Here is a 23973-nt window from a genome sequence, read left to right as displayed (position 1 = left end):
GTATCAGTCCATGCATATGCTGACTGATACACCGCATTCGCGAGCAAGCCCGCTCCCACATTTGTTTTGCGGTGTTGATTAGAGGGTGAAGTCGCCTTCAGCCGCCAACTCGCTCAACGGACGACGCGGGCTTGGTTCTTCACGCGCTTGCAGGTAATCCGCCAGCGATGCCTTCTCCCCCAGCTTGCCCACCGCAATGGCCGCGTGCAGCGCATAACCTTCAGGAATGTTCAGCTCCTTGCGGGTCAGTTCCTGATCGAAGCCGGCCATGCCATGGGTGTGCCAGCCGCTGATGCTCGCTTGCAACGCCAGGTGACCCCACGCAGAACCGGTGTCGAAGGTGTGCCACGGGGCTGGAGTTTCTTCGGTCGCGCCCGGCACGGCGAAGGTGGTTTTCGAGATCACGATCACCAGCGCCGAGGCGTGTTGTGCCCAGCCGCGGTTGAATTCATTCAGCAGGCCCAGGTAACGCTCCCAGTTTGGCGTGTCGCGACGCGCATACAGAAACCGCCAAGGCTGCGAGTTATAGGCCGACGGTGCCCAGCGGGCGGCTTCGAAGAAGCTCAGCAGGGTTTCTTCCGGGATGGTTTCGCCGGTGAACGCGCGGGGCGACCAGCGATCAGTGAACTGAGGGTGGATGGCGTAGTCGGCAACGCGTGGATTAGCACTCATCAAGAGATTCCTTGCTACGTTTGAAAGTGGGGAAACGATGCGAAACCCTACTGGGCGGCGCAAAAACTGACAAGCCTGTTTATACCGGCAGTCGCCAATGCTTGGCCCACAAGGGCCTTGGCACTAGACTGGCGGCCTTTTCACCACCTGATGTTGATGCTTGAGCCATGGCCGCCAAAGTCGAACCGTTCTGGATACGCAAAACCCTCGATCAACTGGATCAAGAGGAATGGGAGTCGCTGTGCGACGGCTGTGGCCTGTGCTGCCTGCAAAAACTCGAAGATGAAGACGACAACAGCGTCTACTACACGCGTATCGCCTGCAAACTGCTCGACCTGAAAACCTGCCAGTGCACTGATTACCCCAATCGGCGTGACTTCGTCCCGGACTGCATCCAGCTCACGCCGGGCAAGGCCGACGAGTTCAAATGGTTGCCACCGACCTGCGGCTATCGCCTGGTCAGTGAAGGCAAGGACCTGCCGCTCTGGCACCATTTGGTGTGTGGCGATCGCGATGCGGTGCACTACGAGCGTATTTCACAATCCGGGCGCATGCTCGCCGAAGGCAGCGTCCCTGAAGATGACTGGGAAGATCACCTGATATTCCGCGCGGGTTAACTCCGGCTGCTGTTTTACCCTGTGGCAAGGGAGCTTGCTCCCGCTTGAGTGCGCAGCACTCACAAAACAGGCGGTGATCACAAAAATCAAGGGCTGCCACGCAGCCCGGCGCGAGCAAGCTCGCTCGCCACAAGGAGTGTGTATGGCTGTGGGATGGCGGCTGGCGTTGGTCGTTGGGTTGTTCGCCCTGAGTTCGTCTGCGTGGGCGGCGAAGAAGGTCGATCTGGATTACCACGTGCGCCTGCTGCCACAAAGTGATCAAGCTGAAGTGCGCCTGACACTGGCGCAGGGTTCGGCGGTGCGCAGCCTGGATTTTGACCTGGGTGATGGCAGCCGCTACAGCGACTTCAAGGCCGACGGCCAATGGCAACTCACACCGGGCCAAGTGGTGCGTGGGGTCTGGCATCCTGCCGCCGACAAGGCCAGCCTGACCTACCGAGTACATATTAGCCATGGGCGCAAAAGCGGCAGTTTCGACACACGCATGACGCCGGGCTGGGCGCTGATGCGCGGTGACGATCTGGTGCCAGCCGCCAAACTCGATCAAGAGGATGGTATCGAGCTGGTTTCGCGCCTTGAGTTCGAGTTGCCCAATGGTTGGAAAAGCGTCGAAACCGCCTGGCCGCGGATCGGCAAGAACAAATTCCGCATCGACAATGTGTCCCGGCTGTTCGACCGGCCCACCGGCTGGATGCTCGCGGGTCATCTGGGCAGTCGCCGCACGCGGCTGGGGGAAACTGAAGTCACTGTCGCTTCGCCTCAGGGCCAGGGCATGCGTCGCATGGACGTGCTGACCCTGTTGACCTTTGTCTGGCCGCAAGTACAGGCCGTGTTCCCGCGTCACCCAGGCAAACTGCTGATTGTCGGCGCCAACGATCCGATGTGGCGCGGCAGCCTGGCCGCACACGAATCGGTCTACCTGAACACGCGTGTGCCGCTGGTCAGCGAAAGCGGTAGCAGTGCGCTGGTGCGTGAATTGGCGCAAGTGTTAGGCAGGATCAACGATAAACAGCGTAGCGACTGGATCTCCGAAGGTTTTGCCGAGTATTACGCCATCGAACTGGTGCGCCGTGCCGGTGGCATGAGCGATGAGCGGTACGAAAGTTTGCACGGCAGGTTGGTCAAGGAGAGCCAGAAGGTCACGACCCTGCGTGGCGAACAGATCAACCCGGCGCAGGTGTCGAAAGCGGTGGTGTTGTTACAGGAACTGGACCGCGAGATTCGCTTGAAGACACGCAACAAGCGCTCGCTGGATGATGTAGTACGCGGTGCGATTCGTCTGGAGAGTGTGAATACCAAGGAGTTTATTCAACTGGCAGAGAGCGTCATTGGCGAGCCTTCCAAGGTCCTCGATACCGAGTTGCTTCAGTAGTACCGCCATTCGCGAGCAGTCTCGCTCCCACATTGGATCTAGGTCGTACACAAGATCCATGTGGGAGCGAGCCTGCTCGCGATGAGGCCCTAAGCCTCACTAAACCTTCGGATCAAACCCCGGTCTTCGGCGACTCCAACGAATCATTCCCCGTCACCGTAGCGGTGTTAGTCGCCGCCTCGGCATTTGCCTTCAATTTGCTCAATTCTTCCCCGGCCCGTTCAATCTTTGCCCGCACAATATCCATGTCCTGACGGCTTTTCTCGATCTTGCTCTTGAGCGAACAGTGCCCGGTAATCCCGCGAGCCAGTGCTGCACCGCCAATCGCCAATTGAATCAAGCCGAAAATCCCGCCGCGACGCAGGCCTTTGCCCATCATCACTACACCGCCGGCTACGGAACCGGCACGTTCCCAACCGTGAACGTTCTGCTCGGAATGGGTCTGGAACGGGGTTGATTCGATGCGCTCTACGCGTTTGAGTTCGCTCATGATCTTTCTCCTGGCAGGAAGGCTGCTTCAGTCGTGGATAGTTAAGCTGACTGCCGAAACCGGCGCCTTGTTCCATCGAATGTACGTTGAATCAGCGAAATTTCGCCCCGGATCGGGTGTTGAGCCCTTTGGACATGCGGTCGTAGAGCACCACGTTGACAGTGGCCGCCAGGTTCATGCAACCGGTTGTCGGGATGTAGACCACGTCTTCGCACCAGTCGCGAATTTCTTTATCCAGCGAGCCGTCTTCCGGGCCGAAGATGTAGAGGGCGCGATCCGGATGAGTGTATTCCGGCAGGGAGCGGGCGCCTTCGACCAGTTCCACGGCCACCGGCACGCAGCCCAGTGGCAGGATTTTTTTCAGGTCGTCGATGCCGATCAGCGGGATGTCGTAGTGAACGCGTTTGGTATCGGTGACGAAGTCGGCGGCGCGTTCATAACGCTTGCCGGTATAGAACACGGACGCCACGCCATAGCAGCCGGCGGCGCGCATGACCGAACCGACGTTTTCCGGTGATTTGGGGTTATACAAACCAATGCAGCTGTACCGTTTGTCTGCCACGAGCGGGGTGCCTTCGGGGAAAAAAGCGCGATTATACGGAGAATGGGGGAGGGGTGTTCGGTTTGGAGATTGGTGGTGTCTGGGCAATAGTTATCGCGAGCAGGCTCGCCCCCACATTGGATCTGTGTCGTTCACATGATTAATGTGGGAGCGGGCTTGCTCGCGAAGGGGCCAGCCCGGTCACTGAAGATCTTCAGTCTTCTTTTTTCATCAACCCAGCCAACGCCGCAAACGGGTTATGCGTCGCCTTGGCGATTTTCGGCGTGCTCAATGAGCCTTCGCCGAAGTATTGCTGATCGGTATACCGCGAGTGTTCATTGTCGTGGCAATAAAGGCACAACAGTTCCCAGTTCGAACCATCCTGCGGGTTGTTGTCGTGGTTGTGGTCGCGGTGGTGCACGGTCAGTTCGCTCAGGCGCTTGCCGGAGAATTCACGGGCGCAGCGGCCGCACACGTGCGGGTACATCTTCAGGGCCTTGTCGCGGTAGCCCATTTCCTTGTCGCGCTGGTTGTCGGCGAGGATGCGGTCCAGCTTCGAAGTATTGGTCGGGGTGGACGAACTCATGGGTTCACCTTTGTAAAAAGACTAATGACGGTATTAAGCGAAGTTTAGCTCAGCCCTTGAGCTTCTCGGCAATCCAGATGGTGTGGCGTGTGCCCTTGTTGCCATGGGCGAAGACTTGCACTTCCTCGGCCTTGAAACCGGCCTTTTTCAATTTGTCGGAAAACTGCCTGTCAGCGCTGGCCGACCACACCGCCAGCACGCCTTTTGGCCGCAGGGCCTTGGCGCAGGCGCTCAGGCCACCGGCGGAGTAGAGCCAGCTGTTGGCTTTCTGGGTCAGGCCTTCGGGGCCATTGTCGACGTCGAGCATGATCGCGTCGAACCCCTGCGGCTCAGCCTGCAACACCTTGGCGACGTCTTCCATGCGAATCACGGTGCGCGGGTCGAGCAGAGGGTTGCCGGCTTTTTCGCCCAGCGGCCCACGGTTCCATTCCACCACGCCCGGCACTAGCTCGGCGACCACCACTTCGGCGGTCTTGCCCAAATGCTTCAGTGCCGAGGCGAGCGTGAAGCCCATGCCCAGACCGCCGATCAGCACGCGGGAATCCGGTCGACCGGCCACTTTGCGGCAGGGGATCTCGGCCAGCGCGTCCTCGGAGCCGTGCATGCGGGTGTTCATCAGTTGTCCGCCGTCGCCACCCTGGATCTTTATGACGAAATCCTCACCGTATTCGAACAGGCACAGGGCACCGCCGTTTTCAGGAATGGGCGTGGTGTCGAGCAGAACGAAACGTTTCATGGGGCTCTCTTGAGGCAGATTTGCATAAACGGGGAGGGCAAATGGACGCAGTTGGGAGTAGCCTGAAAGGGACAACAAGGCCAACGGAGCCATTGATGAAGCGCACTATTCTAACGGCCATTGCTCTGGCCGCGCTCTCGATTACTGCAGTGCAGGCGCAAACGCTGCAATCGATTCCCGTCAGCCCCGCCCCCATGCCCGGTTCGCCTGGCACCGCGACGCCGACGCTGTACCCGCAAATCACCGCGCCCTCCTTGCCAAAAACCGGCCCCGGCAGTGGTGGTCCGCCGTTGGTGCCGATTAACATGCCGAGCCCACCGAGCAAGGACCAGCCCGTGCCGGGTATCGAGCAAAATCCGACGAAAGTGAAAACGCCGGGCGGTTAAACCTGCTGTGAAAGCAGTTGCCCGTCGGCCATGCGCAAGCGCTTGGAGAGGGAGACGGCGAGGGCGCGGATAATTTTGGCGGCAATTTTCGGCGCGTCGTTGATCATCCTTTCCAGCGAGTCTTTGCCCAGGTTCAGCAACTGGCAGTTGCTCGCGGCGACGCAACTGGCTGAACGGCGTTCACCGTCAAGAACGGCCATCTCGCCGAACGAGCGACCGCTGCGCAACGTAGCCATGGTCACGAGTTGCCCGTCACCATTGGTTTTTTGCACCGCCACCTGGCCGGTGTGAATGATGCACATGAAACTGCCGGCATCTCCCTCGTGGAAAATCTCCTCGCCCTGCGCCACGGTGCTGATGCTGAAATAGCCCGAGGCCGCCGCACAATCAACCGGCAGCAATTGATTGAACAGGCCGCAGTCCATCAGCCAGTCGCGRATYTCGTTGTTCAGTAAGGTCAGTTCTGACATGTCGTCACGGTCTTTTTCTTGTGTCTGTTGCTGTTCCGGATTCACTGCTGATCCATTGTGGGAGCGAGCCTGCTCGCGATGAGGTCAGCACATTCAACATCAATGTTCAATGACACACCGCTATCGCGAGCAGGCTCGCTCCCACAGGGGATAGATGTTGTCTCGGGGCTGGCGTCTGGTGTTAAGACCGGGACCGCGCTCCAAGTTCCTCAGGCAATGCCCCAAACCTTGAACAAAAATGCGTATTCGAGCGCTACGTCACGCAATCCTTGATAACGACCGCTCATCCCGCCGTGCCCCGCGCCGAGTTCAGTCTTGAGCAGCAGGGGGTTGCTATCGGTTTTGGTCGAGCGCAATTTCGCTACCCACTTGGCTGCTTCCCAGTACTGCACACGGCTGTCGTTGTAGCCGGCAATCACCAACGTCGCTGGATAAGCTTGCGCGGTGACGTTTTCGTACGGGGCGTAGGCCTTGATCCGAGCATAAACGTCAGGCTCTTCAGGGTTGCCCCATTCGTCGTATTCCGTGACAGTCAGCGGCAGGTCCGGGTCGAGCATGGTGTTGAGCACGTCGACGAACGGCACTTCGGCAATCGCCGCGCCGAACAATTCCGGCCGCTGATTGAGCACCGCGCCAATCAGTAAACCACCGGCACTGCCGCCGCTGATCGCCAGTTGCGGTGCGGTGGTGAAGCCATTGGCAATCAAATGTTCAGCACAGGCAATAAAGTCGCTGAAGGTGTTGTGCTTGTGTTCCTGCTTGCCGGCGCGATACCAGGCTTCGCCCAATTCACCGCCACCCCGCACGTGTGCGATGGCGAAGGCCATGCCGCGATCCAGCAGGCTCAGGCGGGCGTGGGAGAACCATGGGTCGAGGCTTTCGCCATAAGCGCCATAACCGTAAAGGTACAGGGGCACGGGTTGGCCCAGATGTTCGCGTTTGACCACCAGGCTGATCGGCACCTGTGTACCGTCCGGTGCGGTTGCCCACAGGCGCTGGCTGACGTAGGCATCGGCATCAAACGGGCCGAGCACCGGGGTTTCCTTCAGCACTTTCTGTTCGCCGCTCACCAACTCAAGTTGGCGGATTTGCGCTGGGCGGTTCAATGCCTCGTAGCGTAGACGGATCCTGTCGCTGACGAACTCCAGACTATTCTGAACGTGCAGGCTGTAGGCCGCATCCGGCAATTGCACGCGATAAGGTGTCAGGCCTTGTGGGTGAACCTCGATAATCGGCAAGCCGCCTTCGCGCAGGCTCAGGGTCATGGCGCCGGTGTTCAGGCTCATGCCGTCGATCATCACAGTGTCGCTGTGAGGGATCAGGTTTTGCCAGTCGGCTTCGGTGGGCGCCACGCCGGTGTCGACGGCGCTGTACAGGGCAAAGTTGATACCGTCGCGGTTGGTGCGAATGAACCAGGTCCATGCTCCATCAAGGGCGCCGTGGTCGACGTCGTATTCGTGGTCTTCAACCCGTGGCGCCAGGCACGTGAAGGCCTGATGCGGCAGGGAGGCGTCAAGCACCCAGACTTCACTGGTGGTCTTGCTGCCAAGGGACAGCAGCAGTTGCAGTTCGGAGCTTGAGCGATAGCAATGCAGGAAGAAGCGTCCGTCCGGCTCATGGAACACTTCTTCGGCGGCCGTGCCGTCCAGCCGGTAGCGGAACAGTTTGTGCGGGCGATGGGTGTCGTCCAGCTCGCCGAAAAACAGGGTCAGGCTGTCATTGGCCCAGGTCATGCTGCCGTCACAGTCCTGGAACTCCAGTTCGCTGACGCGACCGTCGGACAGTTCTTTCACGAACAGCGTGTAAATCTCGTCGCCGCTGGCGTCGATGCTGTAGGCCAGGCGCTGGTGGTCCGGGCTGATGCTGAATGCGCCCAGGGAAAAGAAGCCGCCGTTGGCCAGTTCGTTCGGGTCCAGCAGCAGCTGTTCCTGGCTTTCGTCGAGTTGCAGGCTGTCGTCGGCCGGACGCGGGCAGCGGTAGTGCCGGGCATATTCGTCACCGGCGGTGGTCCGCGTGTAATACAGGTACGGACCCCAAGGGGAGGGCAGCGACAAGTCGGTTTCGAGAATCCGGCCCTTGATCTCTTCGAACAGGATTTCGCGCAGGCCTGCCTGGTCGGCGGTTTGCGCCTCTTGATAGCTGTTTTCAGCCTTGAGGTAGTCGAGGACCGCGTCGGTGTCGCGCTCCTGCAGCCAGGCATACGGGTCATCGCCTTCGGCCTTGTGGGCGATCGGAGCGGCGGAAACGTTGGCGGATAAGGACATGGGCGGCTCTCGAACGTTGTACGAATTTTTGGGTGGCGCACCTGTGCAAGCGGGCCTGTGTGGCGAGGGGGCTTGCCCCCGTTGGATCGCGAAGCGATTCTGAAACCAGCCAACGCGATTTTTAATCAGTAACGCGTTGTCTCAATTACGCCTGCTTCGCAGTCGAACGGGGGCAAGCCCCCCCGCCACATAGGCTCACTCCTACAAGGGCAAGCCTGATGTGCGAAAAGTCGTTACTATAAGCGCCTCTCTGCCTGCCTTGCCATGGACACCATGACCGAGAACGACTATCTGATCGCTTGGGGCCTCTACGCCTTTGCCGCTTTGGGCTGCCTGTTGGTGTGGATGCGCTTGACCCACTGGATGTGGCGCTGGCTGCGCGAGCCGCTGCGGCTGCTGGTGGCCGTGTTGCTGTTCAGCCCGACCATCATCGATCCGGTGAAGGATAAGGTCGCACCGGCCATCGCCATCACGGCGCTCGACCTGTTGTTCAAGGTCGGCAACAACGCGTGGCGCGCGATTTCCGACCTGCTCATGTACGGCATGATCGCCTGTGGTCTTTATCTGGTCATGGTGGCGATCCGCATCCCCATCGAGCGTGCCTCCAATGCTCGCAAGGAACAAGCGGCCGCCGCCAAGGCTGCGGCCAAGGCCGAAGATCCTGAAGACGATCATTTCTTCGGGGGGGCCGGCGATGATCGTTACGGTCGCCCGCCAGTTCCGAGCAATCCACAGCGATTGCGGGTAGAGCCGCGGTTGTAGCCTTGCCCCCGCCTTTTCATCGAGAGTCCGAGCATGTGTGAGTTATTGGGCATGAGCGCCAATGTGCCGACCGATATCGTGTTCAGCTTCACCGGGCTGATGCAGCGCGGCGGTCGAACCGGCCCGCACCGTGACGGCTGGGGGATCGCGTTCTATGAAGGCCGTGGCCTGCGCCTGTTTCAGGATCCCGCCGCCAGCAGCGAGTCTGAAGTGGCAAACCTGGTGCAGCGCTATCCGATCAAAAGTGAAGTGGTGATCGGGCATATCCGCCAGGCCAATGTCGGCAAGGTCTGCCTGTCCAATACGCACCCCTTCGTGCGCGAACTGTGGGGGCGCAACTGGTGTTTCGCCCACAACGGCCAACTCGCTGACTTTCAGCCGACCGCCAGTTTCTACCGCCCTGTCGGCGATACCGACAGCGAGGCGGCGTTCTGCGATTTGCTCAACCGCGTGCGCGCGGCGTTCCCGGAACCGGTCGAGGTGGAAGAGTTGCTGCCCGACCTGGTGGCGGCCTGCGCCGAATACCGTAGCAAAGGCGTGTTCAACTGCCTGCTCAGCGACGGTGACTGGCTGTTCTGCTATTGCTCGACCAAATTGGCCCAGATCACTCGTCGGGCGCCTTTTGGTCCTGCACGCTTGAAGGATGTGGATGTGATCGTCGACTTCCAGGCGGAAACCACGCCCAACGACGTGGTGACGGTGATTGCCACCGAACCCCTGACCGAAAACGAAACCTGGATCCGCTACGAACCGGGTCAATGGAGCCTCTGGCGACGCGGCGAATGCGTCAGTCAGGGCAAGACCGAATAAGGATTTCCCCTGATGTTGCTCAGTTATCTACGGCTGGTGTTATTTGCGGCAGGCCTGTTGATCGGTGTCCAGGTACCGGGGTTTATCAATGATTACGCCAAGCGGGTCGAGGCGCACCTGATTGAGGCGCAGACCGGTTTGAGCGGTTTCCAGGGCACAGCCAATGAGTTTTTCAAGGGCGACATGCTGGCGTTGGTTGACCATTACCGCGCGAGTGACGACCCGATCTTTCGCAGCGATGCCAACAGCCTGAGCAATCTGCTGACCCGTCAAATAGCGTTGGACAAGCAATTCCAGGCCATGCAAGGCCCGTGGTACATCCGCTTCCTGCAAGTGGTGCTGGCCGCCGACCCGGACATCCGCAAGGAAACCTGGAATGGCTACAGCTACCAGATCCTGCTGACGCCGGAAGCGATGATCTGGGGCATGAGCGGCGCGATGCTGCTGTCGTTCGGCATCGAATGCCTGTTCCGCTTGATCGATTGGGTGGTGCTGGGCGGAAAACGCCTGCGCCAGAGCCGGCCGATTGAAGACCGGGATGTGCGCGGCTTGTAACCCTGTAGCCGGTTTGCCGGCGATTGCCGCGACATGTATGTCTGGCAGATCGCATCGCTGGCAAGCCGGCTCCTGTTTTTACCAGTCGACCGAGTAGCTCATACTCAGCGTGCGGCCTTCGGCGTTGGCGAACGGCATTCTGGCGTTGGCCTGGGTGAACAGGTTTACGTACGTGCGATCCGTCAGGTTAAACACCCCGCCTTCAAGACGACCGACCGGCAGTTGCACGGAGCCGAGCAGGTCCACCAGCGTATAACCGTCGATGTCTCGTCCGTTGTTGTCTTTGGCGGCGGCGTCATAACTGGCCAAATGCATGCCTTGCAGGCGCAGGTTGTAATCCTCTTCAATATAGCCGACGAACAGCGTGGTCTTGGCCGGTGAGATGCGCGTGGCCGGCAGATCGATCCACTTGCCGTTCTGCTCGGTCTCGCCTTTGGCCCAGGCGTAAGTACCACCCACCGACCACTGATCAGTCACGCGGTAGGTCAGGTTGTTTTCGATGCCGCGCACGCGCTCTTTCTGGTTGATCAGGCGTAATACGCGATCATTGGCATCGTAGAACTGGGTCACGTCCGAGGTGTTTTCATACACGGTGACATCGGCCTGCCACTGGTCCCAGTTACCGCGCCAGCCCAGCTCGTAACTGTTGACCTTGATGGCCTGGGCGTTGAGGCTCTGGATGTCGAAGGTGCTGCTGACGTCACGCATGAAGCGCTGGATATCCGGCAGCGAAAACCCCTGGCTGAAATTGGCGAATACGTCCTGACTATCACTCAGGTGGTAGACCGCCCCCAGGTTGTACAGCGTTGCATCGTATTTGAGGGTGTCGCCGGGCAGTGTGGCGCGTACGCCGGTCTGGACGATTTCACCATAAGCGATGCTGTCGGAGACGTCGCTTTCGATCCACTCACGACGCACACCGCCACGCAAGGTCCAGTCACCGATGTCCCAGGACATCTGCCCGAACAGCGATTTGGTGGTGGTTTCGATGTCCGGGCCCAGCTCGTAGGTGGTGCCGGTCTTGGTGTAGGTCAGGCCATTGAGCGTGTATTGATCACCGCGTTGGCGGGAGCGCTCGTTATCAAAGTCGGCGCCCCAGACCAGGTTGCCCGTGGCACTCCCGATGGCTGGCAGCGGCGAGTCGATGGCCGCGCGCAGGCCGTAGACATCTTGCACACTGTTGTTGTTGGAGATCCCGGCCTTGCCCCGCGACAGGTCCGGAAAGAACAGTGCATCGGCGCGGCGCCAGTAACTTTCCAATTGCAGGCCTTGACCGTAGAAGTCCGCGTCGGTGTAGTTGAGGTTGGCCGCCTGGTTATGGGTGTAGGGTTGCTCATCCAGTTTCAATCCCTTGACCGCCACGGCTTGCTGCAGGTTTTTCGGGTCTTTGGTGTAACCCGTGTCCTGCTGATCCTTGTAGTCCTGCAGCGCCAGGCTGAGTTTTTTGTCGGCATCCAGTTCGTAACCGAAACGACCTTGCAAGTCATAGGTTTCGGTGTCCATGCTGCTGCCCTGAGAGGTGTCCTGAGGGATGCGGTTGCCGTTGCCGTCATACATATCGTTACGCTGGATCAGGTCGGCGGAGACGTACCAGTCCAGGGCATCCTTGCGCCCGGTCGCACTCTGAAAAGCTTCATAGGCGAAGCCTTTGCTATTGAGGTTGTTGCCGGTGGTCAGGCCCAGTTTGCTGCTGTAGGCATTGTCCTGACCCTGATTGCGCTTGGTGATGATATTGATGATGCCGCCTGAAGCTCCTGCACCATAGAGGCTGCTGGCGCCAGAGACCACTTCGATGCGTTCGACGCTGGCGGGGGTTACGCTGTTGAGCTGGCGGAAATTGTCGCGGGTGGCGTTCTGCGATACGCCGTCGATCAATACCAGCATGTTGCGTCCGCGCAAGGTCTGGCCGAAGTTGCTCATCCCGCCGCTGGACGGCGCAAGACCGGGGACCAATTGCCCGAGAATGTCGGAGATCCGGCGACCTGCGCCGCTTTGCTCACGGATATGCTGTTCGTCGATCACCAAGACCGAACCTGGAATCGAGGCGATGGTCGCTTCGCTGCGAGTCGCGGAAACGACGGTGGCTTGCATATTCAAAGTGCCGGGCTGCTGTTCGGTATCTTCGGCCCAGGACTGGGCGCTGAGGGTCCCGAGCAGCGGGATCAGCAGGGGGAGTTTGATACGGGTCATGATGAGGACTTATTTGAGTTGTGATAGGTGTGGGTAGACAAGGTTGAGCGGTCCGGAGCGGCGTTGAATGACCGCACGCAACGGATCCCGATGGCGGCTACGGCGTAGGTCAGCGCCACCAGCCAGAAACGGTAAGTGGATACGGTGTTGGCGATCAGGGCATAAGCCAGCGGCAGCAGGGCGCCTTGCCAGATGCTCCAGAGGAGTCGACTGACGAGAGCAACTCGCTGGGCAGCTGGATTTTGTGGGGGAGTGTGTCGGGGTTGATCAGAATTTCACGAAACAGCGCCTTGATCAGGCGTGGGAAGCAGCGCTGGGTGGTGGGCTCCGGCGCATTGCTCAAAGGGTCGAGGGTGATTCGGCGGGACTGGAAAGCTTGAGTGCCAAGGGCTTCGCTCCAGTGAGCGAGCAATTGCTGCTGTTTTTGCGTGTAGGCGCGCATCTAGTCCGGTTCCTTGTGGACAGTTGTTAGCTGAAAGCGCGCAGAGAATACCTCCATGGAAAATTAATGCAAATGATAGTGGTTCATATTTAAAAAATAGAAAATATCCTTTAGATTCTGGCCGGAGGGTTGCTCAAGACGATGTAGTGCTCGCCCACTTTCTGCGCATAACGCTCCAAGACGTGCTGACACAACTCCACAATCTCCTCGACCCACTCAACCCCCGTGCGCCACGACACCACAACCTGCAAGTCCGGCGGCCGTTGATCAATGGCCAGCAGGGTCAATTCCCCGCGCGCCAGTTCCTCGGCCACCAGCACCGGCGGCAGCGCGCCAATGCCGAAACCATCACGCAAAAGCCGGGTAATCGCCGACACCGAATTCACACAGTTCAGGCGTGGTGTCATCACGCCATTGGCCTGCATCAGGGCGAGTACCTCTTGATGCGGATGTGAGTTTTTCGAGTAGGTAATGATCCGCTCGCGCGCCAGATCGGCGATGCCCGAATACTCACGGTTGAAGAGGGAATTGCTCGCCGCGATCCAGCCCATGGGGTGGCTGGCCAACTCCAGGCTGCGCACGCTTTCCTGGCGCATGAGGTCGGTTTGCAGGATCAGATCGAGAAAGCCTTTTTGCAGTTGATCGCAGAGGTTGAGCGAGGTGTCGGCCACCAGCTCGATTTCCACCAAGGGATACAGATCCGTCATCTGCGCCACCAGCGGGCTCAGCCAGGTGTGGATCACCGTGTCCATGACGCCGATCCGCACCCGCCCGACCTTGCTCGAACGGGTCTCGATGGACTGTTTGAGCGCTTGCATGGTGTCCATCATCTGCTCGGCATAGTCGAGCACTTTCAGGCCTTCGGGCGTCAGGCTGACGCCGCGTGAATCGCGCAGAAACAGCTTCACCCCCAGCTCACTTTCGAGCACGGCGATGCGGCTGGAAATCGAGGCCTGGGTAGTGAAGAGCTTGTCGGCGGTCAGGCGAAAACTCTTGAGTCGGGCGACCCAGACAAAGGTTTCGAGAAACTTCAAATTCATGAGATCAACTTTTTCTTATGCCTAAGCCCGGTTTTTATTAGTTGGACGCAGCAGGGCCGGGAACCCAAAAATCGACATATCCGGTTCCCACGATAGGCGTCGTCGGGGCTCAGAACAATACCAATAAAAACTAGCGCGGAGATTTGCCATGAGTGCGCCCGACACGCTCGATATCCCCAAAACCACGGCTCGCCCGGGTCCTTTCGACTGGTACCGCAACATCAATCAGCAGGAACGCCGCACCTTCTGGAGCTGCAAGATCGGCTATGGCCTGGACGGCATGGACACGCAGATGCTCAGCTTCGTTGTGCCGACCCTGATTGCGATGTGGGGCATTACCACCGGCGAAGCCGGGCTGATTCACACCAGCACCCTGATCGCCTCGGCCATCGGCGGTTGGGTGGCGGGGATTCTCTCCGACCGCATCGGTCGCGTGCGCACCTTGCAACTGACGGTGCTGTGGTTCGCCTTCTTCACCTTTCTCTGCGGCTTCGCGCAAAACTACGAGCAGCTGCTGATCAGCCGCACCCTGATGGGCTTCGGTTTCGGCGGTGAATGGACGGCCGGCGCGGTGCTGATGGGCGAAGTGATTCGCGCCAAGGACCGGGGCAAAGCGGTGGGTATGGTGCAGTCTGGTTGGGCGCTGGGATGGGGGCTGACGGCGATTCTGTATGCGCTGCTGTTCTCGGTGCTGCCACCGGAAGACGCCTGGCGAGCACTGTTCATTCTCGGCATCGTGCCGGCAATTTTTGTGATCTTCGTTCGTCGTCTGGTCAAGGATCCGGAGATCTATCGCGAAGCCAAAGCCAAACAGGAACCGAGCAACCCGGCGAAGTTTTACGAGATTTTCGCCCCCGGCATCCTTTTCACCACGATTCGCGCTTCGGTACTGACCACCGGCGCCCTGGGCGGTTACTACGCGATCACCTCCTGGCTGCCGACGTTTCTGAAGAACGAGCGGGGCTTGAGCGTACTCGGCACGGGTGGATATCTGGCGATGGTGATCGTCGGTTCCTACGTCGGATACGTCATCAGCGCCTATTTGACTGACATTCTCGGGCGCAAGAAGAACTTCATCCTGTTCGCGGTCGGCTCGTTCACCATCGTGTTGCTCTACACCCAATTGCCGGTCAGCAATGGCGTGATGTTGTGGCTGGGTTTCCCGCTGGGCTTCTTCGCCTCGGGGATCTTCAGCGGCATGGGTGCGTTTTTGACTGAGTTGTTTCCGACACGGATTCGCGGTTCGGGCCAAGGGTTTTGCTACAACATCGGTCGGGCGCTGGCAGCCCTGTTTCCGCTGTTGATCGGTTTGCTTAGCCAGACGGTGCCATTGAGCGTCGGCATCGGGGCGTTTGCGGCAGTGTCCTACGGGGTGGTAATCCTCGCGGCGCTGAGTCTGCCGGAAACCCGTGGCAAACAACTGGATGCGCAGTAATCTGCCTGCCTCTGAAAAGAATAGAACCTACAGGAGAGTTCTCCGTGAGCCGCCTGCTATTGAACTGCGACATCGGCGAGAGTTTCGGCAGCTGGACCATGGGTCTGGATGCCGAAATCATGCCCTACATTGATTGCGCCAACATCGCCTGCGGCTTTCATGCCGGCGACCCGGGCATCATGCGCAAGACCGTCAGCCTGGCATTGAGCAACGGCGTGCAGGTCGGCGCGCACCCGGCCTATCAGGATCTGGTCGGTTTCGGCCGGCGCTCCATGGCGTATACCGCCCAGGAACTCCAGGACATCCTGCATTACCAGATCGGCGCGCTCGACGGCATTTGCCGTGCTCAGGGCGGGCGTGTCAGCTACGTCAAACCCCACGGAGCGATGTACAACGACATGATGGCCAACCCTGCGCAATTGCAAGCGGTGCTTCAGGCTGTAGCGTCCTATGACCGCAGCCTGCCGCTGATGTTGATGGCAACCCGCGACAACAGCGCTGCGCAACGACTGGGCGATGAATATGGTGTGACCCTGTGGTTTGAAGCCTTCGCCGACCGCGCCTACGACAGCGCAGGCAGGCTGGTTTCGCGACAACTGCCGGGCGCGGTGCATCATGATTCCGAAAAAGTCATCGAGCAGGCGCTGACCATCGCCCGTGGCGCCCCCCTCACTGCAAGCGACGGCAGCGCATTGCACTTGCAGGCCAACACCCTGTGCGTACACGGCGACAACGCCAGCTCAGTCGCCGCGGTGCAACGGATTCGCGAAGCCCTTGATCAGCAGAGCGCACCATGAAGCTGCGCGTAGAGGTAGTGGCGCTGGATTGCCTGATGGTGCGTCTCTTTGATGATATCAGCGAGGCCAACATGCCGTGGATGCTGGCGGCCAGCGAAAACTTGCGGGCTGCGTTCGGCGGACATCTGATCGATCTGGTGCCGTCTTACACGACGTTGATGGTGCATTACGATTTGACCGCGTTAAGCCCGGCTCAGGCTCGGGAATTGATCGCCGAAGCGCTGATCGACCTGTCCCCTAACACCCGCACTGGCGGCAAATGTCATGTGCTGCCGGTCTGGTATGACCTGAGTGTCGGCCCGGAACTGAGCTTGTTGTCCCAGCGCAGTGGTCTCGCGGTGGAAGAAGTCATCCGCCGTCACAGCGGGCGCGAGTATCAGGTATTCGCCTTGGGTTTCGCCCCGGGCTTCGCCTTCATGGGATTGGTCGAAGAAGTGCTCGCCGCGCCCCGCCTGAGCACCCCGCGCAAAAAAGTCGCGGCCGGCAGTGTCGGCATCGCCGAACGGCAGACGGCCGCCTATCCGGTGGTGTCCCCCGGCGGATGGAACCTGATCGGCCGCACGCCGGCCAAGCTGTTCGACCGGGAACGCGACGGCTACAGCCTCATGCAACCGGGCGACACGGTGCGCTTTGAAGCGGTCAGCCATGCCGAGTTCATCCATCTGGGCGGTGACGACACACCATTGGAGGCGCAGGGATGAGCTGTTTATCGATAGAGGCGAGTACACCGCTGTGCCTGTTACAGGACGCCGGTCGCTTTGGCGTGCGGCATCTGGGCGTGACGCAGGGGGGCGGGCTGGATTGGCGTTCAATGTCCTGGGCCAACTGGCTGTTGGGCAATGACCTGAATGCGCCAGTGATTGAAATCACCCTCGGCGGGTTCACCGTGGTGGCCGAAGAGGATTGCGTACTGGCGCTGGCGGGTGCGGATTTGGGGGCTCAAGTCGAAGGCGAAGCGCAGACGCCATGGCGTAGTTTCAGGCTGCTCAAAGGTCAGCGACTGCAATTCACCCAGCCGCTGCTCGGGGCTCGGGCTTATCTCGCGGCGCCGGGCGGATTTGATGCACCAAGTGTCCTGGGCAGCCGTTCAACGGTGGTCCGTGAGGAGCTTGGCGGTCTGGATGGCAGGGGGCGGGCGTTGACCAAAGGTGCGCAGCTGACCTATTCCGGGAGCGCGTTGCTCCTGCTACGGGAATTGCCGGCACAACATCGACCGGACTTCACCGACGATTCGCCGCTGGATCTGGTGCTGGGCGCACAGATCGGCGAGTTCAGCGGGCAGAGTCTGTTCGACGCGTTCAACCGCGTGTGGACCCTCGACAGCCGCGCCGACCGGATGGGCATTCGCCTGTTGGGCACGGCATTGCAATACCAGGGAAAGCCGATGATTTCCGAAGGCATTCCGCTCGGCGCGGTGCAGGTGCCGCCGGACGGGCAGCCGATCGTGTTGCTCAATGATCGACAGACCATTGGCGGTTATCCGCGACTGGGGGCGTTGACGCCGTTGGCGTTGGCGCGGTTGGCGCAGTGCTTGCCGGGGGCGAAGGTGCGGTTGCGGCCGGTGGTGCAGGATGTCGCGCATCGTGAACAGGTCGAGTATCTACATCTATTCCTGAAAAGCTAAAAGCTTCGCGAGCAGGCTCGCTCCCACAGTTGATCTCCAGTGAACACATTGTTTGTGTACATCCAAAATCCAATGTGGGAGTGAGCCTGCTCGCGATAGCGCCAGATCAGACAGCAAAGATTACTTGGACAAAAACCGCATCCCTTCCTCCAACCCCCGAAGGGTCAGCGGATACATCTGATCATCAATCAGGTCCCGCACAATATTGGTCGAAGACGTATAGCCCCATGTATCTTTCGGATACGGGTTAATCCAGATGAGCTTCTTGTACTTCTCCCTGAACCGCTGCATCCACACATACCCGGCTTCTTCGTTCCAGTGCTCGACACTGCCGCCCGCCTGGGTGATTTCATAAGGCGCCATGGCGGCGTCACCGATGAAGATCACTTTGTAGTCGGCGCCGTACTTGTGCAGCAGGTCCTGGGTCGATGTGCGCTCGGAAGTGCGACGCATGTTGTTCTTCCACACCGATTCATAAATGAAGTTGTGGAAGTAGAAGTACTCCAGGTGCTTGAACTCGGTCTTGCAGGCCGAAAACAGCTCCTCGCAAATCTTCACATGGGCGTCCATCGAGCCGCCGATATCGAATAGCAGCAACAACTTGACGGTGTTGCGCCGCTCCGGCCGCATCTGGATATTCAGCAGCCCGGCATCTTTGGCGGTGTGGTCGATGGTGCCATCGATGTCCAGCTCTTCCGCAGCCCCCTGACGGGCAAATTTGCGCAAGCGGCGCAGGGCCACCTTGATGTTGCGCGTGCCCAGTTCCACCGAATCGTCGAGGTTCTTGTACTCGCGCTGATCCCAGACCTTGACCGCTTTACCCTGACGCTTGCCGGCATCGCCGACCCGAATGCCTTCCGGGTTGAAGCCGCCAGAGCCGAACGGGCTGGTGCCGCCGGTGCCGATCCATTTGTTGCCACCGGCATGGCGTTCTTTCTGTTCTTCGAGGCGTTTCTTGAACTCTTCGATGAGTTTGTCCAGGCCGCCAAGGGACTGGATCGCCGCCCGTTCTTCGTCGGTCAGCGAGCGTTCGAACTCCTTGCGCAGCCAGTCTTCGGGAATCAGCGCCTGAAGGTGATCGTCGAGTTTTTCCAGACCATTGAAATAAGCCCCGAACGCCCGGTCAAACTTGTCGAAATGCTTTTCGTCCTTCACCAGAATCGCCCGGGACAAGTAATAAAACTCGTCCATGTCGGCAAAGGTCACGCGCTGTTTCAGCGCGTTGATCAGGTCCAGCAGCTCCCGCACCGAGACCGGCACCTTGGCGGCGCGCATTTCATTGAACAGATTGAGCAGCATGGCGTTGACCCTTATCGAGTGCCGCGACGGCTCATGAACGCCAGGCGCTCTAGCAACTGCACGTCCTGTTCGTTCTTCACCAAAGCACCGGCCAGCGGCGGAATGGCCTTGGTCGGATCGCGTTCGCGCAGCACCGCTTCACCAATGTTGTCGGCCATCAGCAGCTTCAGCCAGTCCACCAGTTCGGAGGTCGATGGCTTTTTCTTCAGGCCCGGCACTTTACGCACGTCGAAGAACACATCCAGCGCTTCGCTGACCAAGTCTTTCTTGATGTCCGGGTAATGCACGTCGACGATTTTTTGCAGCGTGACGCGGTCCGGGAAGGCGATGTAGTGGAAGAAGCAGCGACGCAGGAAAGCGTCCGGCAGCTCTTTCTCGTTGTTGGAGGTAATGATGATGATCGGGCGCTTCTTGGCCTTGATGGTCTCGTCGATCTCGTAAACGTAGAACTCCATCTTGTCGAGTTCTTGCAGCAAGTCGTTCGGGAACTCGATGTCAGCCTTGTCGATCTCGTCGATCAGCAGAATCACTCGCTCTTCAGATTCGAAAGCTTCCCAGAGCTTGCCCTTTTTCAGGTAGTTGCGGACGTCATGGACCTTTTCCGTGCCCAGCTGCGAGTCGCGCAGGCGGCTGACCGCGTCGTACTCGTACAGGCCCTGATGCGCCTTGGTGGTGGACTTGATGTGCCAAGTGATCAACTTGGCGCCGAAGGACTCGGCCAGTTGCTCGGCCAGCATGGTTTTGCCGGTGCCTGGCTCGCCCTTGACCAGCAGTGGACGCTCCAGGGTAATGGCGGCGTTGACCGCCAGCTTCAGGTCATCGGTGGCGACGTAGGCCTGGGTGCCTTCGAACTTCATCTGCTAATCCTCGAACGGTAACGCCGACCTGAACGAGGCAGGGCGGGGCGAAATAGTGGTGATGCCCGACTATACCGCGCTGCCCGGTCGACTGTGAACGCAGACGGCTTATTCAGTCTCTGAATGGGGCGTCACATCTTGACTCAGTCTCGGCTGCTGGCCAGTATTTAGCTATCGCCATTTTGGCGATAGCGTGCGGGGCGTGTCTACTAAATATCGATTTCGCGATACCTACCGCATTCAGTTGCGCGAGAAGGATCATCCTCCACCCCATGTTCACCTGACCGGTGGCGGGCTCGACGTGATGCTCAGCCTGGAATCCGTCGAAGTGATGGTCGGCAAGGCACCGCCGCTGATTATCAAGGAAGCGCTGGAATGGGTCAGGGCCCACCAAGTGCAATTATTGGAGGATTGGAAACGATGTTAACCATGAAACGACCACGGCTGTCGGCCGTTCAGGCGTTGCCGGATAACCGTCTGGCGCTGACTTTTATCGATGGTCAGCAGTTAACACTCGATTTGAACCGCGCCCTGCACGCCTATCCAGGATTACAGCCATTGCTGGCGCTGGGCGCGTTCGACGGTGCGTCTCTAGGCGACGATGGCTGGAGCGTCGAATGGCCTGAGCTGGACATTCAAATCGGGGCAGACACCCTATATCTGGATGCACTCGCACAAAACGCCTCCGACGAAAACACTCGTATGTTCATTGAGTGGCGCGCACGCACCGGCTTGTCACTCAATCAGGCGGCTGAGGCGCTTGGGGTCAGCACCCGCAGTATTAGCCGCTACAGCAGTGGCCGTGAAGTGGTGCCGCGATCATTGGCACTGGCCTGCCTGGGCTGGGATTTCTTGCAACAGCAATTGACATCTGCACGCGCAGCTGAAGAAACCGGTCGCTATACCGTCACACGCAAACCCTAGCCAGCCTCCGGCTTCGGCCGCTCATACTGCGCGTTGAACGCCTGGATGAAACCATTGCGTAAAATCTGCAAAAACGCCTGGAACGCGCTGATATCCTGACGGTGCACGTTGCCTTTAAGCTCCACTCGGGTCGCGAACTGGTTTTTGGCCTGGTTTTTCAGAACGGTTTCAGAACCTCCGACGATGGCCTCCCAGATCGATCGGAATATCCCTTTGTCCTTGTTTTCTACGTCTTGCTGCCAATTGAACACGTCGACGTCTATGAGCAGCGGTTTGATGTAGCCAGTCAATCGGGCTTTTTTGGCTTGCGCTTCAATGACCACGTCGCCGTGACCCGCGTTGAAGTCGAACTTGCCGTAGGCCGAGGCGAAATCGTTCATGCGCTTGAGTTGGATGCCTTTGGCGCGCATACGAAATTCAAAGTCTTCGAAATTGCTCAGTGGATCGAACGTCGCCGTTGTTTCCAGCGGTGCGTGGCCGAGCAGCAGGGCCTTGCCTTCGAAGCGGGCGTCACGCTTGCCCTGTTTGTCGACCACGTTGGTCAGGTTGTAAATGCTGGCATTGACCTGAGTGGCATTCATATTCACGGGCGGCTTGGAATTGAAGTTGCGAAAACTGATTTTGCCGTCATGGATCTGCACTTCATCCAGAGTGACGGGTAACAACTTGCCCAGTTGCGCGCGCCAGTCGGTGCCCTCACCGGTCTGCGTATTTTGCTTATTGGCACCGTCTACGAAGTTCACCTCGGGGTTGTAGAACTGCACTTGGGCCACCACCGCATGGTCGTGCCAGAGTGAATGCCAACTGACGGAGAGGTCGATAAGCGGTGCATTGACGAAAGGTACCGGGACCTTGCCGTCGACCTTGACGATTTTCAGTCCGTTGATTTTGTAAGCACCGCGCCACAGGGCCAGGTCCACGTCGGTGATCTGGCCACGGTAGTCACCCATGTCTGCCAGTTTGTCGTTCAGGTAGTCGCGCACCATATAGGGCAGGGCGATGTGCAAAGTAATCAGCAGCACAACGAGGCCGGCGAGCGTCCACAGGGGCCAACTGTATCGGCGTTTCATGGTGGTAATCTCTGGCGTTGTAAAGCGATTGACTGCGCTGATCACCAGACGTTCGACCTGACTGGACGCCTCGGGGCAAGAGGCTTACCTTGATGCGCTAATTCCATGCTGCAGTTAAGGACCCAGACATGAGCCGTATCTTCGCTGACAACGCCCACTCCATCGGCAATACGCCCTTGGTGCAGATCAACCGCATCGCCCCGCGCGGCGTGACTATCCTGGCCAAGATCGAAGGGCGCAACCCTGGTTATTCAGTTAAGTGCCGGATCGGCGCGAACATGATCTGGGACGCCGAAAGCAGCGGCAAACTCAAACCTGGCATGACCATCGTTGAACCGACTTCGGGCAATACCGGGATCGGCCTGGCATTCGTTGCCGCTGCCCGTGGTTACAAATTGATGCTGACCATGCCTGCGTCCATGAGTATTGAACGACGCAAGGTGCTTAAAGCACTCGGCGCCGAACTGGTATTGACCGAGCCGGCGAAAGGCATGAAAGGCGCGATTGAGAAAGCCGGCGACATCGTTGCCAGCGACCCGGCCAAGTACTTCATGCCGGCGCAATTCGACAACCCGGCCAACCCGGCTATCCATGAAAAAACCACAGGTCCGGAAATCTGGAACGATACTGACGGCGCGGTCGATGTGTTGGTGGCAGGGGTCGGAACGGGCGGAACCATTACCGGTATTTCGCGGTATATCAAGAATACCCAGGGTAAACCGATTATCTCGGTGGCCGTGGAGCCTGCGGTTTCCCCGGTGATTACCCAAGCCATCGCCGGCGAAGAGATCAAGCCGAGCCCGCACAAGATTCAGGGGATCGGCGCCGGTTTTGTGCCTAAGAACCTGGACCTGTCGATGGTTGATCGGGTTGAGTTGGTCACCGATGACGAGTCCAAGGCCATGGCCCTGCGCTTGATGCAGGAAGAAGGGATTTTGTGCGGTATCTCGTGTGGCGCAGCCATGGCGGTTGCTGTTCGCCTGGCGGAAACCCCGGAAATGCAGGGCAAGACTATCGTCGTGATCCTGCCGGACTCCGGCGAACGCTACCTGTCGAGCATGTTGTTCAGCGATCTGTTTACCGAACAGGAGAATCAGCAATAAGCGCGTTTGGAGTTAAGCGTCTATAGATGAGTTGGCGGGATTGATTACGGTCAGTCCCCGTTCACGTTCCGAATGCTAAGAATTGCTTGTTGCGCAATTATTACCGATTGCTGCTTCAGGCGCTTTTTCCCGGGAACAGGGAATGTTTAAGATGGCCGGGCGCCACGCCGGGTGAAGGGCGTTAAGCGATAAGCGATAAGTCTATTCTCAAGGAGTCGTAGATGAGCTTTTCCATTGCCGCGAAAGCGTCGGTGTTGCTGCTGTTTTTTGGCAGTACGCTCTATGTCCATTTGCGTGGCAAGGCGCGATTGCCGGTTTTGCGGCAATTCGTCAATCACTCGGCGTTGTTCGCACCCTACAACGCCTTGATGTACCTGTTCTCCGGGGTACCGTCCAAACCCTACCTGGACCGCAGCAAGTTTCCGGAACTTGACGTGCTCAAGGACAACTGGGAAGTCATCCGCGACGAAGCCATGCACTTGTTCGACGAGGGGTATATCCGCGCTGCCGAAAGGAACAACGACGCCGGTTTCGGTTCGTTTTTCAAAAAGGGCTGGAAGCGTTTTTACCTCAAGTGGTACGACAAACCGCTGCCTTCGGCAGAAGCCCTGTGCCCCAAGACCGTGGCACTGGTGAGCAGTATTCCCAACATCAAAGGGGCGATGTTTGCATTGCTGCCGGGTGGCAGCCACCTCAATCCGCACCGTGATCCGTTTGCCGGATCCTTGCGTTATCACCTCGGGTTATCGACCCCCAACTCCGATGATTGCCGCATCTTCGTGGACGGCCAGGTGTACGCCTGGCGCGATGGCGAAGACGTGATGTTCGACGAAACCTATGTGCACTGGGTCAAGAACGAAACCGAGAAGACCCGGGTAATTCTGTTCTGTGACATCGAACGCCCATTGAGCAGCCGCGTAATGACCTGCAT

The 23973-nt window shown here is 59.0% G+C and carries 26 protein-coding genes and 2 pseudogenes; 14 read left to right on the top strand and 14 right to left on the bottom strand.

From position 1 onward, the window contains the following. Positions 1-78: 78 nt before the first annotated feature. Positions 79-672, bottom strand: a complete 594-nt coding sequence (locus tag AC1DRJ_RS05955; RefSeq protein WP_477801281.1) for a nitroreductase family protein — start codon at positions 670-672, stop codon at positions 79-81. Between the two features lie 167 nt (positions 673-839). Here AC1DRJ_RS05955 and AC1DRJ_RS05950 point away from each other — a divergent pair, with 167 nt between their 5' ends. Both AC1DRJ_RS05950 and AC1DRJ_RS05945 read left to right on the top strand, forming a co-directional pair. Next, complete coding sequence (locus tag AC1DRJ_RS05950) at positions 840-1289, top strand: YcgN family cysteine cluster protein (protein ID WP_477801280.1); 450 nt, start codon at positions 840-842, stop codon at positions 1287-1289. A 142-nt stretch (positions 1290-1431) separates the two neighbouring features. Beyond that, positions 1432-2661: a hypothetical protein gene (locus AC1DRJ_RS05945; protein WP_477801279.1), complete on the top strand. Its 1230-nt coding sequence runs from the start codon at positions 1432-1434 to the stop codon at positions 2659-2661. 112 nt (positions 2662-2773) lie between these two features. Here the strand turns inward: AC1DRJ_RS05945 and AC1DRJ_RS05940 are convergent, their stop codons facing one another. From AC1DRJ_RS05940 to AC1DRJ_RS05925, 4 genes are all read right to left on the bottom strand, one after another. After that, a complete protein-coding gene (locus tag AC1DRJ_RS05940; RefSeq protein ID WP_477801278.1) occupies positions 2774-3151 on the bottom strand; it encodes a YgaP family membrane protein in 378 nt (125 codons plus the stop codon). Positions 3152-3242: 91 nt separating this feature from the next. Next, on the bottom strand, positions 3243-3713 hold the full coding sequence (locus tag AC1DRJ_RS05935) for an RNA methyltransferase (RefSeq protein WP_008153126.1): 471 nt from the start codon (positions 3711-3713) through the stop codon (positions 3243-3245). A 193-nt stretch (positions 3714-3906) separates the two neighbouring features. After that, positions 3907-4278, bottom strand: coding sequence for a YajD family HNH nuclease (locus tag AC1DRJ_RS05930; RefSeq protein ID WP_007944009.1), 372 nt, complete (start codon positions 4276-4278; stop codon positions 3907-3909). Positions 4279-4327: 49 nt separating this feature from the next. Further along, positions 4328-5014, bottom strand: a complete 687-nt coding sequence (locus tag AC1DRJ_RS05925) for a spermidine synthase (protein ID WP_477801277.1) — start codon at positions 5012-5014, stop codon at positions 4328-4330. Positions 5015-5109: 95 nt separating this feature from the next. On the opposite strand from AC1DRJ_RS05925, the gene AC1DRJ_RS05920 reads away from it, so the two are divergent. Continuing rightward, entirely contained in the window at positions 5110-5400 is a 291-nt protein-coding gene (locus AC1DRJ_RS05920) for a hypothetical protein (protein WP_477801276.1), read from the top strand. Here the strand turns inward: AC1DRJ_RS05920 and AC1DRJ_RS05915 are convergent. Continuing rightward, positions 5397-5870 carry a cyclic nucleotide-binding domain-containing protein gene (locus tag AC1DRJ_RS05915; RefSeq protein WP_477801275.1) on the bottom strand — a complete coding sequence of 158 codons (474 nt, stop codon included), beginning with the start codon at positions 5868-5870 and terminating at the stop codon, positions 5397-5399. The genes AC1DRJ_RS05920 and AC1DRJ_RS05915 overlap by 4 nt on opposite strands. A gap of 209 nt (positions 5871-6079) precedes the next feature. Continuing rightward, entirely contained in the window at positions 6080-8134 is a 2055-nt protein-coding gene (locus AC1DRJ_RS05910) for a S9 family peptidase (protein WP_477801274.1), read from the bottom strand. Between the two features lie 264 nt (positions 8135-8398). On the opposite strand from AC1DRJ_RS05910, the gene AC1DRJ_RS05905 reads away from it, so the two are divergent. Genes AC1DRJ_RS05905 through AC1DRJ_RS05895 form a run of 3 tightly spaced genes read left to right on the top strand, consistent with a single transcriptional unit; the run spans position 8399 to position 10261 of the window. Next, the gene (locus AC1DRJ_RS05905) at positions 8399-8896 is read left to right on the top strand and encodes an MFS transporter (protein ID WP_477801273.1); all 498 of its coding nucleotides are present in this window, start codon (positions 8399-8401) and stop codon (positions 8894-8896) included. Positions 8897-8929: 33 nt separating this feature from the next. Beyond that, positions 8930-9706: a class II glutamine amidotransferase gene (locus AC1DRJ_RS05900; RefSeq protein ID WP_477801272.1), complete on the top strand. Its 777-nt coding sequence runs from the start codon at positions 8930-8932 to the stop codon at positions 9704-9706. A 12-nt stretch (positions 9707-9718) separates the two neighbouring features. Next, a complete protein-coding gene (locus tag AC1DRJ_RS05895; protein WP_477801271.1) occupies positions 9719-10261 on the top strand; it encodes a DUF2937 family protein in 543 nt (180 codons plus the stop codon). 78 nt (positions 10262-10339) lie between these two features. Here AC1DRJ_RS05895 and AC1DRJ_RS05890 read toward each other — a convergent pair whose 3' ends face one another. From AC1DRJ_RS05890 to AC1DRJ_RS05875, 4 genes and pseudogenes are all read right to left on the bottom strand, one after another. Then, positions 10340-12451: a TonB-dependent receptor gene (locus tag AC1DRJ_RS05890; protein ID WP_477801270.1), complete on the bottom strand. Its 2112-nt coding sequence runs from the start codon at positions 12449-12451 to the stop codon at positions 10340-10342. Beyond that, positions 12448-12669 (bottom strand): annotated as a pseudogene (locus AC1DRJ_RS05885) (MFS transporter); the annotation flags it as partial. The gene AC1DRJ_RS05890 and the pseudogene AC1DRJ_RS05885, both read right to left, overlap by 4 nt. Next, positions 12666-12893: pseudogene (locus AC1DRJ_RS05880) on the bottom strand (IucA/IucC family protein); the annotation flags it as partial. The pseudogenes AC1DRJ_RS05880 and AC1DRJ_RS05885, both read right to left, overlap by 4 nt. A 110-nt stretch (positions 12894-13003) precedes the next feature. After that, complete coding sequence (locus AC1DRJ_RS05875; protein WP_477801269.1) at positions 13004-13933, bottom strand: LysR family transcriptional regulator; 930 nt, start codon at positions 13931-13933, stop codon at positions 13004-13006. Between the two features lie 148 nt (positions 13934-14081). On the opposite strand from AC1DRJ_RS05875, the gene AC1DRJ_RS05870 reads away from it, so the two are divergent. From AC1DRJ_RS05870 to AC1DRJ_RS05855, 4 genes are read left to right on the top strand one after another with little or no spacing between them, the layout of a single operon-like run. Continuing rightward, on the top strand, positions 14082-15368 hold the full coding sequence (locus tag AC1DRJ_RS05870; RefSeq protein WP_477801268.1) for an MFS transporter: 1287 nt from the start codon (positions 14082-14084) through the stop codon (positions 15366-15368). Between the two features lie 44 nt (positions 15369-15412). After that, positions 15413-16165 carry a 5-oxoprolinase subunit PxpA gene (locus AC1DRJ_RS05865; RefSeq protein ID WP_477801267.1) on the top strand — a complete coding sequence of 251 codons (753 nt, stop codon included), beginning with the start codon at positions 15413-15415 and terminating at the stop codon, positions 16163-16165. Then, positions 16162-16866, top strand: a complete 705-nt coding sequence (locus AC1DRJ_RS05860; protein ID WP_477801266.1) for a 5-oxoprolinase subunit B family protein — start codon at positions 16162-16164, stop codon at positions 16864-16866. The genes AC1DRJ_RS05865 and AC1DRJ_RS05860 overlap by 4 nt, the downstream gene beginning before the upstream one ends. Next, on the top strand, positions 16863-17789 hold the full coding sequence (locus AC1DRJ_RS05855) for a 5-oxoprolinase subunit C family protein (RefSeq protein WP_477801265.1): 927 nt from the start codon (positions 16863-16865) through the stop codon (positions 17787-17789). Before AC1DRJ_RS05860 ends, AC1DRJ_RS05855 begins: the two co-directional genes overlap by 4 nt. Before the next feature lie 120 nt (positions 17790-17909). On the opposite strand, the gene AC1DRJ_RS05850 is transcribed toward AC1DRJ_RS05855, so the two are convergent. Both AC1DRJ_RS05850 and AC1DRJ_RS05845 read right to left on the bottom strand, forming a co-directional pair. Continuing rightward, a complete protein-coding gene (locus tag AC1DRJ_RS05850) occupies positions 17910-19088 on the bottom strand; it encodes a vWA domain-containing protein (RefSeq protein ID WP_007946791.1) in 1179 nt (392 codons plus the stop codon). Positions 19089-19099: 11 nt separating this feature from the next. After that, positions 19100-19945 (bottom strand): AAA family ATPase, encoded by an 846-nt coding sequence (locus AC1DRJ_RS05845; RefSeq protein ID WP_008035065.1) that lies wholly within the window; start codon positions 19943-19945, stop codon positions 19100-19102. A gap of 202 nt (positions 19946-20147) precedes the next feature. Between AC1DRJ_RS05845 and AC1DRJ_RS05840 the strand changes: the two genes are divergently transcribed. Together AC1DRJ_RS05840 and AC1DRJ_RS05835 are read left to right on the top strand one after the other, a co-directional pair. Further along, positions 20148-20372: a DUF4160 domain-containing protein gene (locus tag AC1DRJ_RS05840; protein WP_477801264.1), complete on the top strand. Its 225-nt coding sequence runs from the start codon at positions 20148-20150 to the stop codon at positions 20370-20372. Further along, positions 20366-20869 carry a DUF2442 domain-containing protein gene (locus tag AC1DRJ_RS05835; protein ID WP_477801263.1) on the top strand — a complete coding sequence of 168 codons (504 nt, stop codon included), beginning with the start codon at positions 20366-20368 and terminating at the stop codon, positions 20867-20869. The genes AC1DRJ_RS05840 and AC1DRJ_RS05835 overlap by 7 nt, the downstream gene beginning before the upstream one ends. Here AC1DRJ_RS05835 and AC1DRJ_RS05830 read toward each other — a convergent pair. Continuing rightward, positions 20866-21939: a DUF748 domain-containing protein gene (locus AC1DRJ_RS05830; RefSeq protein ID WP_477801262.1), complete on the bottom strand. Its 1074-nt coding sequence runs from the start codon at positions 21937-21939 to the stop codon at positions 20866-20868. The two genes, AC1DRJ_RS05835 and AC1DRJ_RS05830, sit on opposite strands and share 4 nt — an antisense overlap. Before the next feature lie 128 nt (positions 21940-22067). Between AC1DRJ_RS05830 and cysK the strand changes: the two genes are divergently transcribed. Continuing rightward, a complete protein-coding gene (gene cysK / locus AC1DRJ_RS05825; protein WP_477801261.1) occupies positions 22068-23042 on the top strand; it encodes a cysteine synthase A in 975 nt (324 codons plus the stop codon). 221 nt (positions 23043-23263) lie between these two features. After that, positions 23264-23973: aspartyl/asparaginyl beta-hydroxylase domain-containing protein (locus AC1DRJ_RS05820; protein ID WP_477801260.1), on the top strand; the 710-nt coding region annotated here is incomplete at its 3' end.

The organism is Pseudomonas sp. P5_B2 (assembly GCF_056400445.1).
The sequence above is the reverse complement of the archived record's forward strand: the minus strand, read 5'-3'. Positions and strand labels throughout refer to the sequence as shown.

What these genes read in the sequence shown, in the direction of transcription:
- AC1DRJ_RS05905 (WP_477801273.1), top strand. Translation starts at nt 8,399, where the DNA reads ATGGACACCATGACCGAGAACGACTATCTGATCGCTTGGGGCCTCTAC.
- AC1DRJ_RS05845 (WP_008035065.1), bottom strand. Translation starts at nt 19,945, where the DNA reads ATGAAGTTCGAAGGCACCCAGGCCTACGTCGCCACCGATGACCTGAAG.
- AC1DRJ_RS05900 (WP_477801272.1), top strand. Translation starts at nt 8,930, where the DNA reads ATGTGTGAGTTATTGGGCATGAGCGCCAATGTGCCGACCGATATCGTG.
- AC1DRJ_RS05945 (WP_477801279.1), top strand. Translation starts at nt 1,432, where the DNA reads ATGGCTGTGGGATGGCGGCTGGCGTTGGTCGTTGGGTTGTTCGCCCTG.
- AC1DRJ_RS05860 (WP_477801266.1), top strand. Translation starts at nt 16,162, where the DNA reads ATGAAGCTGCGCGTAGAGGTAGTGGCGCTGGATTGCCTGATGGTGCGT.
- AC1DRJ_RS05910 (WP_477801274.1), bottom strand. Translation starts at nt 8,134, where the DNA reads ATGTCCTTATCCGCCAACGTTTCCGCCGCTCCGATCGCCCACAAGGCC.
- AC1DRJ_RS05895 (WP_477801271.1), top strand. Translation starts at nt 9,719, where the DNA reads ATGTTGCTCAGTTATCTACGGCTGGTGTTATTTGCGGCAGGCCTGTTG.
- AC1DRJ_RS05870 (WP_477801268.1), top strand. Translation starts at nt 14,082, where the DNA reads ATGAGTGCGCCCGACACGCTCGATATCCCCAAAACCACGGCTCGCCCG.
- AC1DRJ_RS05950 (WP_477801280.1), top strand. Translation starts at nt 840, where the DNA reads ATGGCCGCCAAAGTCGAACCGTTCTGGATACGCAAAACCCTCGATCAA.
- AC1DRJ_RS05890 (WP_477801270.1), bottom strand. Translation starts at nt 12,451, where the DNA reads ATGACCCGTATCAAACTCCCCCTGCTGATCCCGCTGCTCGGGACCCTC.
- AC1DRJ_RS05830 (WP_477801262.1), bottom strand. Translation starts at nt 21,939, where the DNA reads ATGAAACGCCGATACAGTTGGCCCCTGTGGACGCTCGCCGGCCTCGTT.
- AC1DRJ_RS05920 (WP_477801276.1), top strand. Translation starts at nt 5,110, where the DNA reads ATGAAGCGCACTATTCTAACGGCCATTGCTCTGGCCGCGCTCTCGATT.
- AC1DRJ_RS05930 (WP_007944009.1), bottom strand. Translation starts at nt 4,278, where the DNA reads ATGAGTTCGTCCACCCCGACCAATACTTCGAAGCTGGACCGCATCCTC.
- AC1DRJ_RS05955 (WP_477801281.1), bottom strand. Translation starts at nt 672, where the DNA reads ATGAGTGCTAATCCACGCGTTGCCGACTACGCCATCCACCCTCAGTTC.
- AC1DRJ_RS05835 (WP_477801263.1), top strand. Translation starts at nt 20,366, where the DNA reads ATGTTAACCATGAAACGACCACGGCTGTCGGCCGTTCAGGCGTTGCCG.
- AC1DRJ_RS05940 (WP_477801278.1), bottom strand. Translation starts at nt 3,151, where the DNA reads ATGAGCGAACTCAAACGCGTAGAGCGCATCGAATCAACCCCGTTCCAG.
- AC1DRJ_RS05855 (WP_477801265.1), top strand. Translation starts at nt 16,863, where the DNA reads ATGAGCTGTTTATCGATAGAGGCGAGTACACCGCTGTGCCTGTTACAG.
- AC1DRJ_RS05925 (WP_477801277.1), bottom strand. Translation starts at nt 5,014, where the DNA reads ATGAAACGTTTCGTTCTGCTCGACACCACGCCCATTCCTGAAAACGGC.
- cysK (WP_477801261.1), top strand. Translation starts at nt 22,068, where the DNA reads ATGAGCCGTATCTTCGCTGACAACGCCCACTCCATCGGCAATACGCCC.
- AC1DRJ_RS05850 (WP_007946791.1), bottom strand. Translation starts at nt 19,088, where the DNA reads ATGCTGCTCAATCTGTTCAATGAAATGCGCGCCGCCAAGGTGCCGGTC.
- AC1DRJ_RS05875 (WP_477801269.1), bottom strand. Translation starts at nt 13,933, where the DNA reads ATGAATTTGAAGTTTCTCGAAACCTTTGTCTGGGTCGCCCGACTCAAG.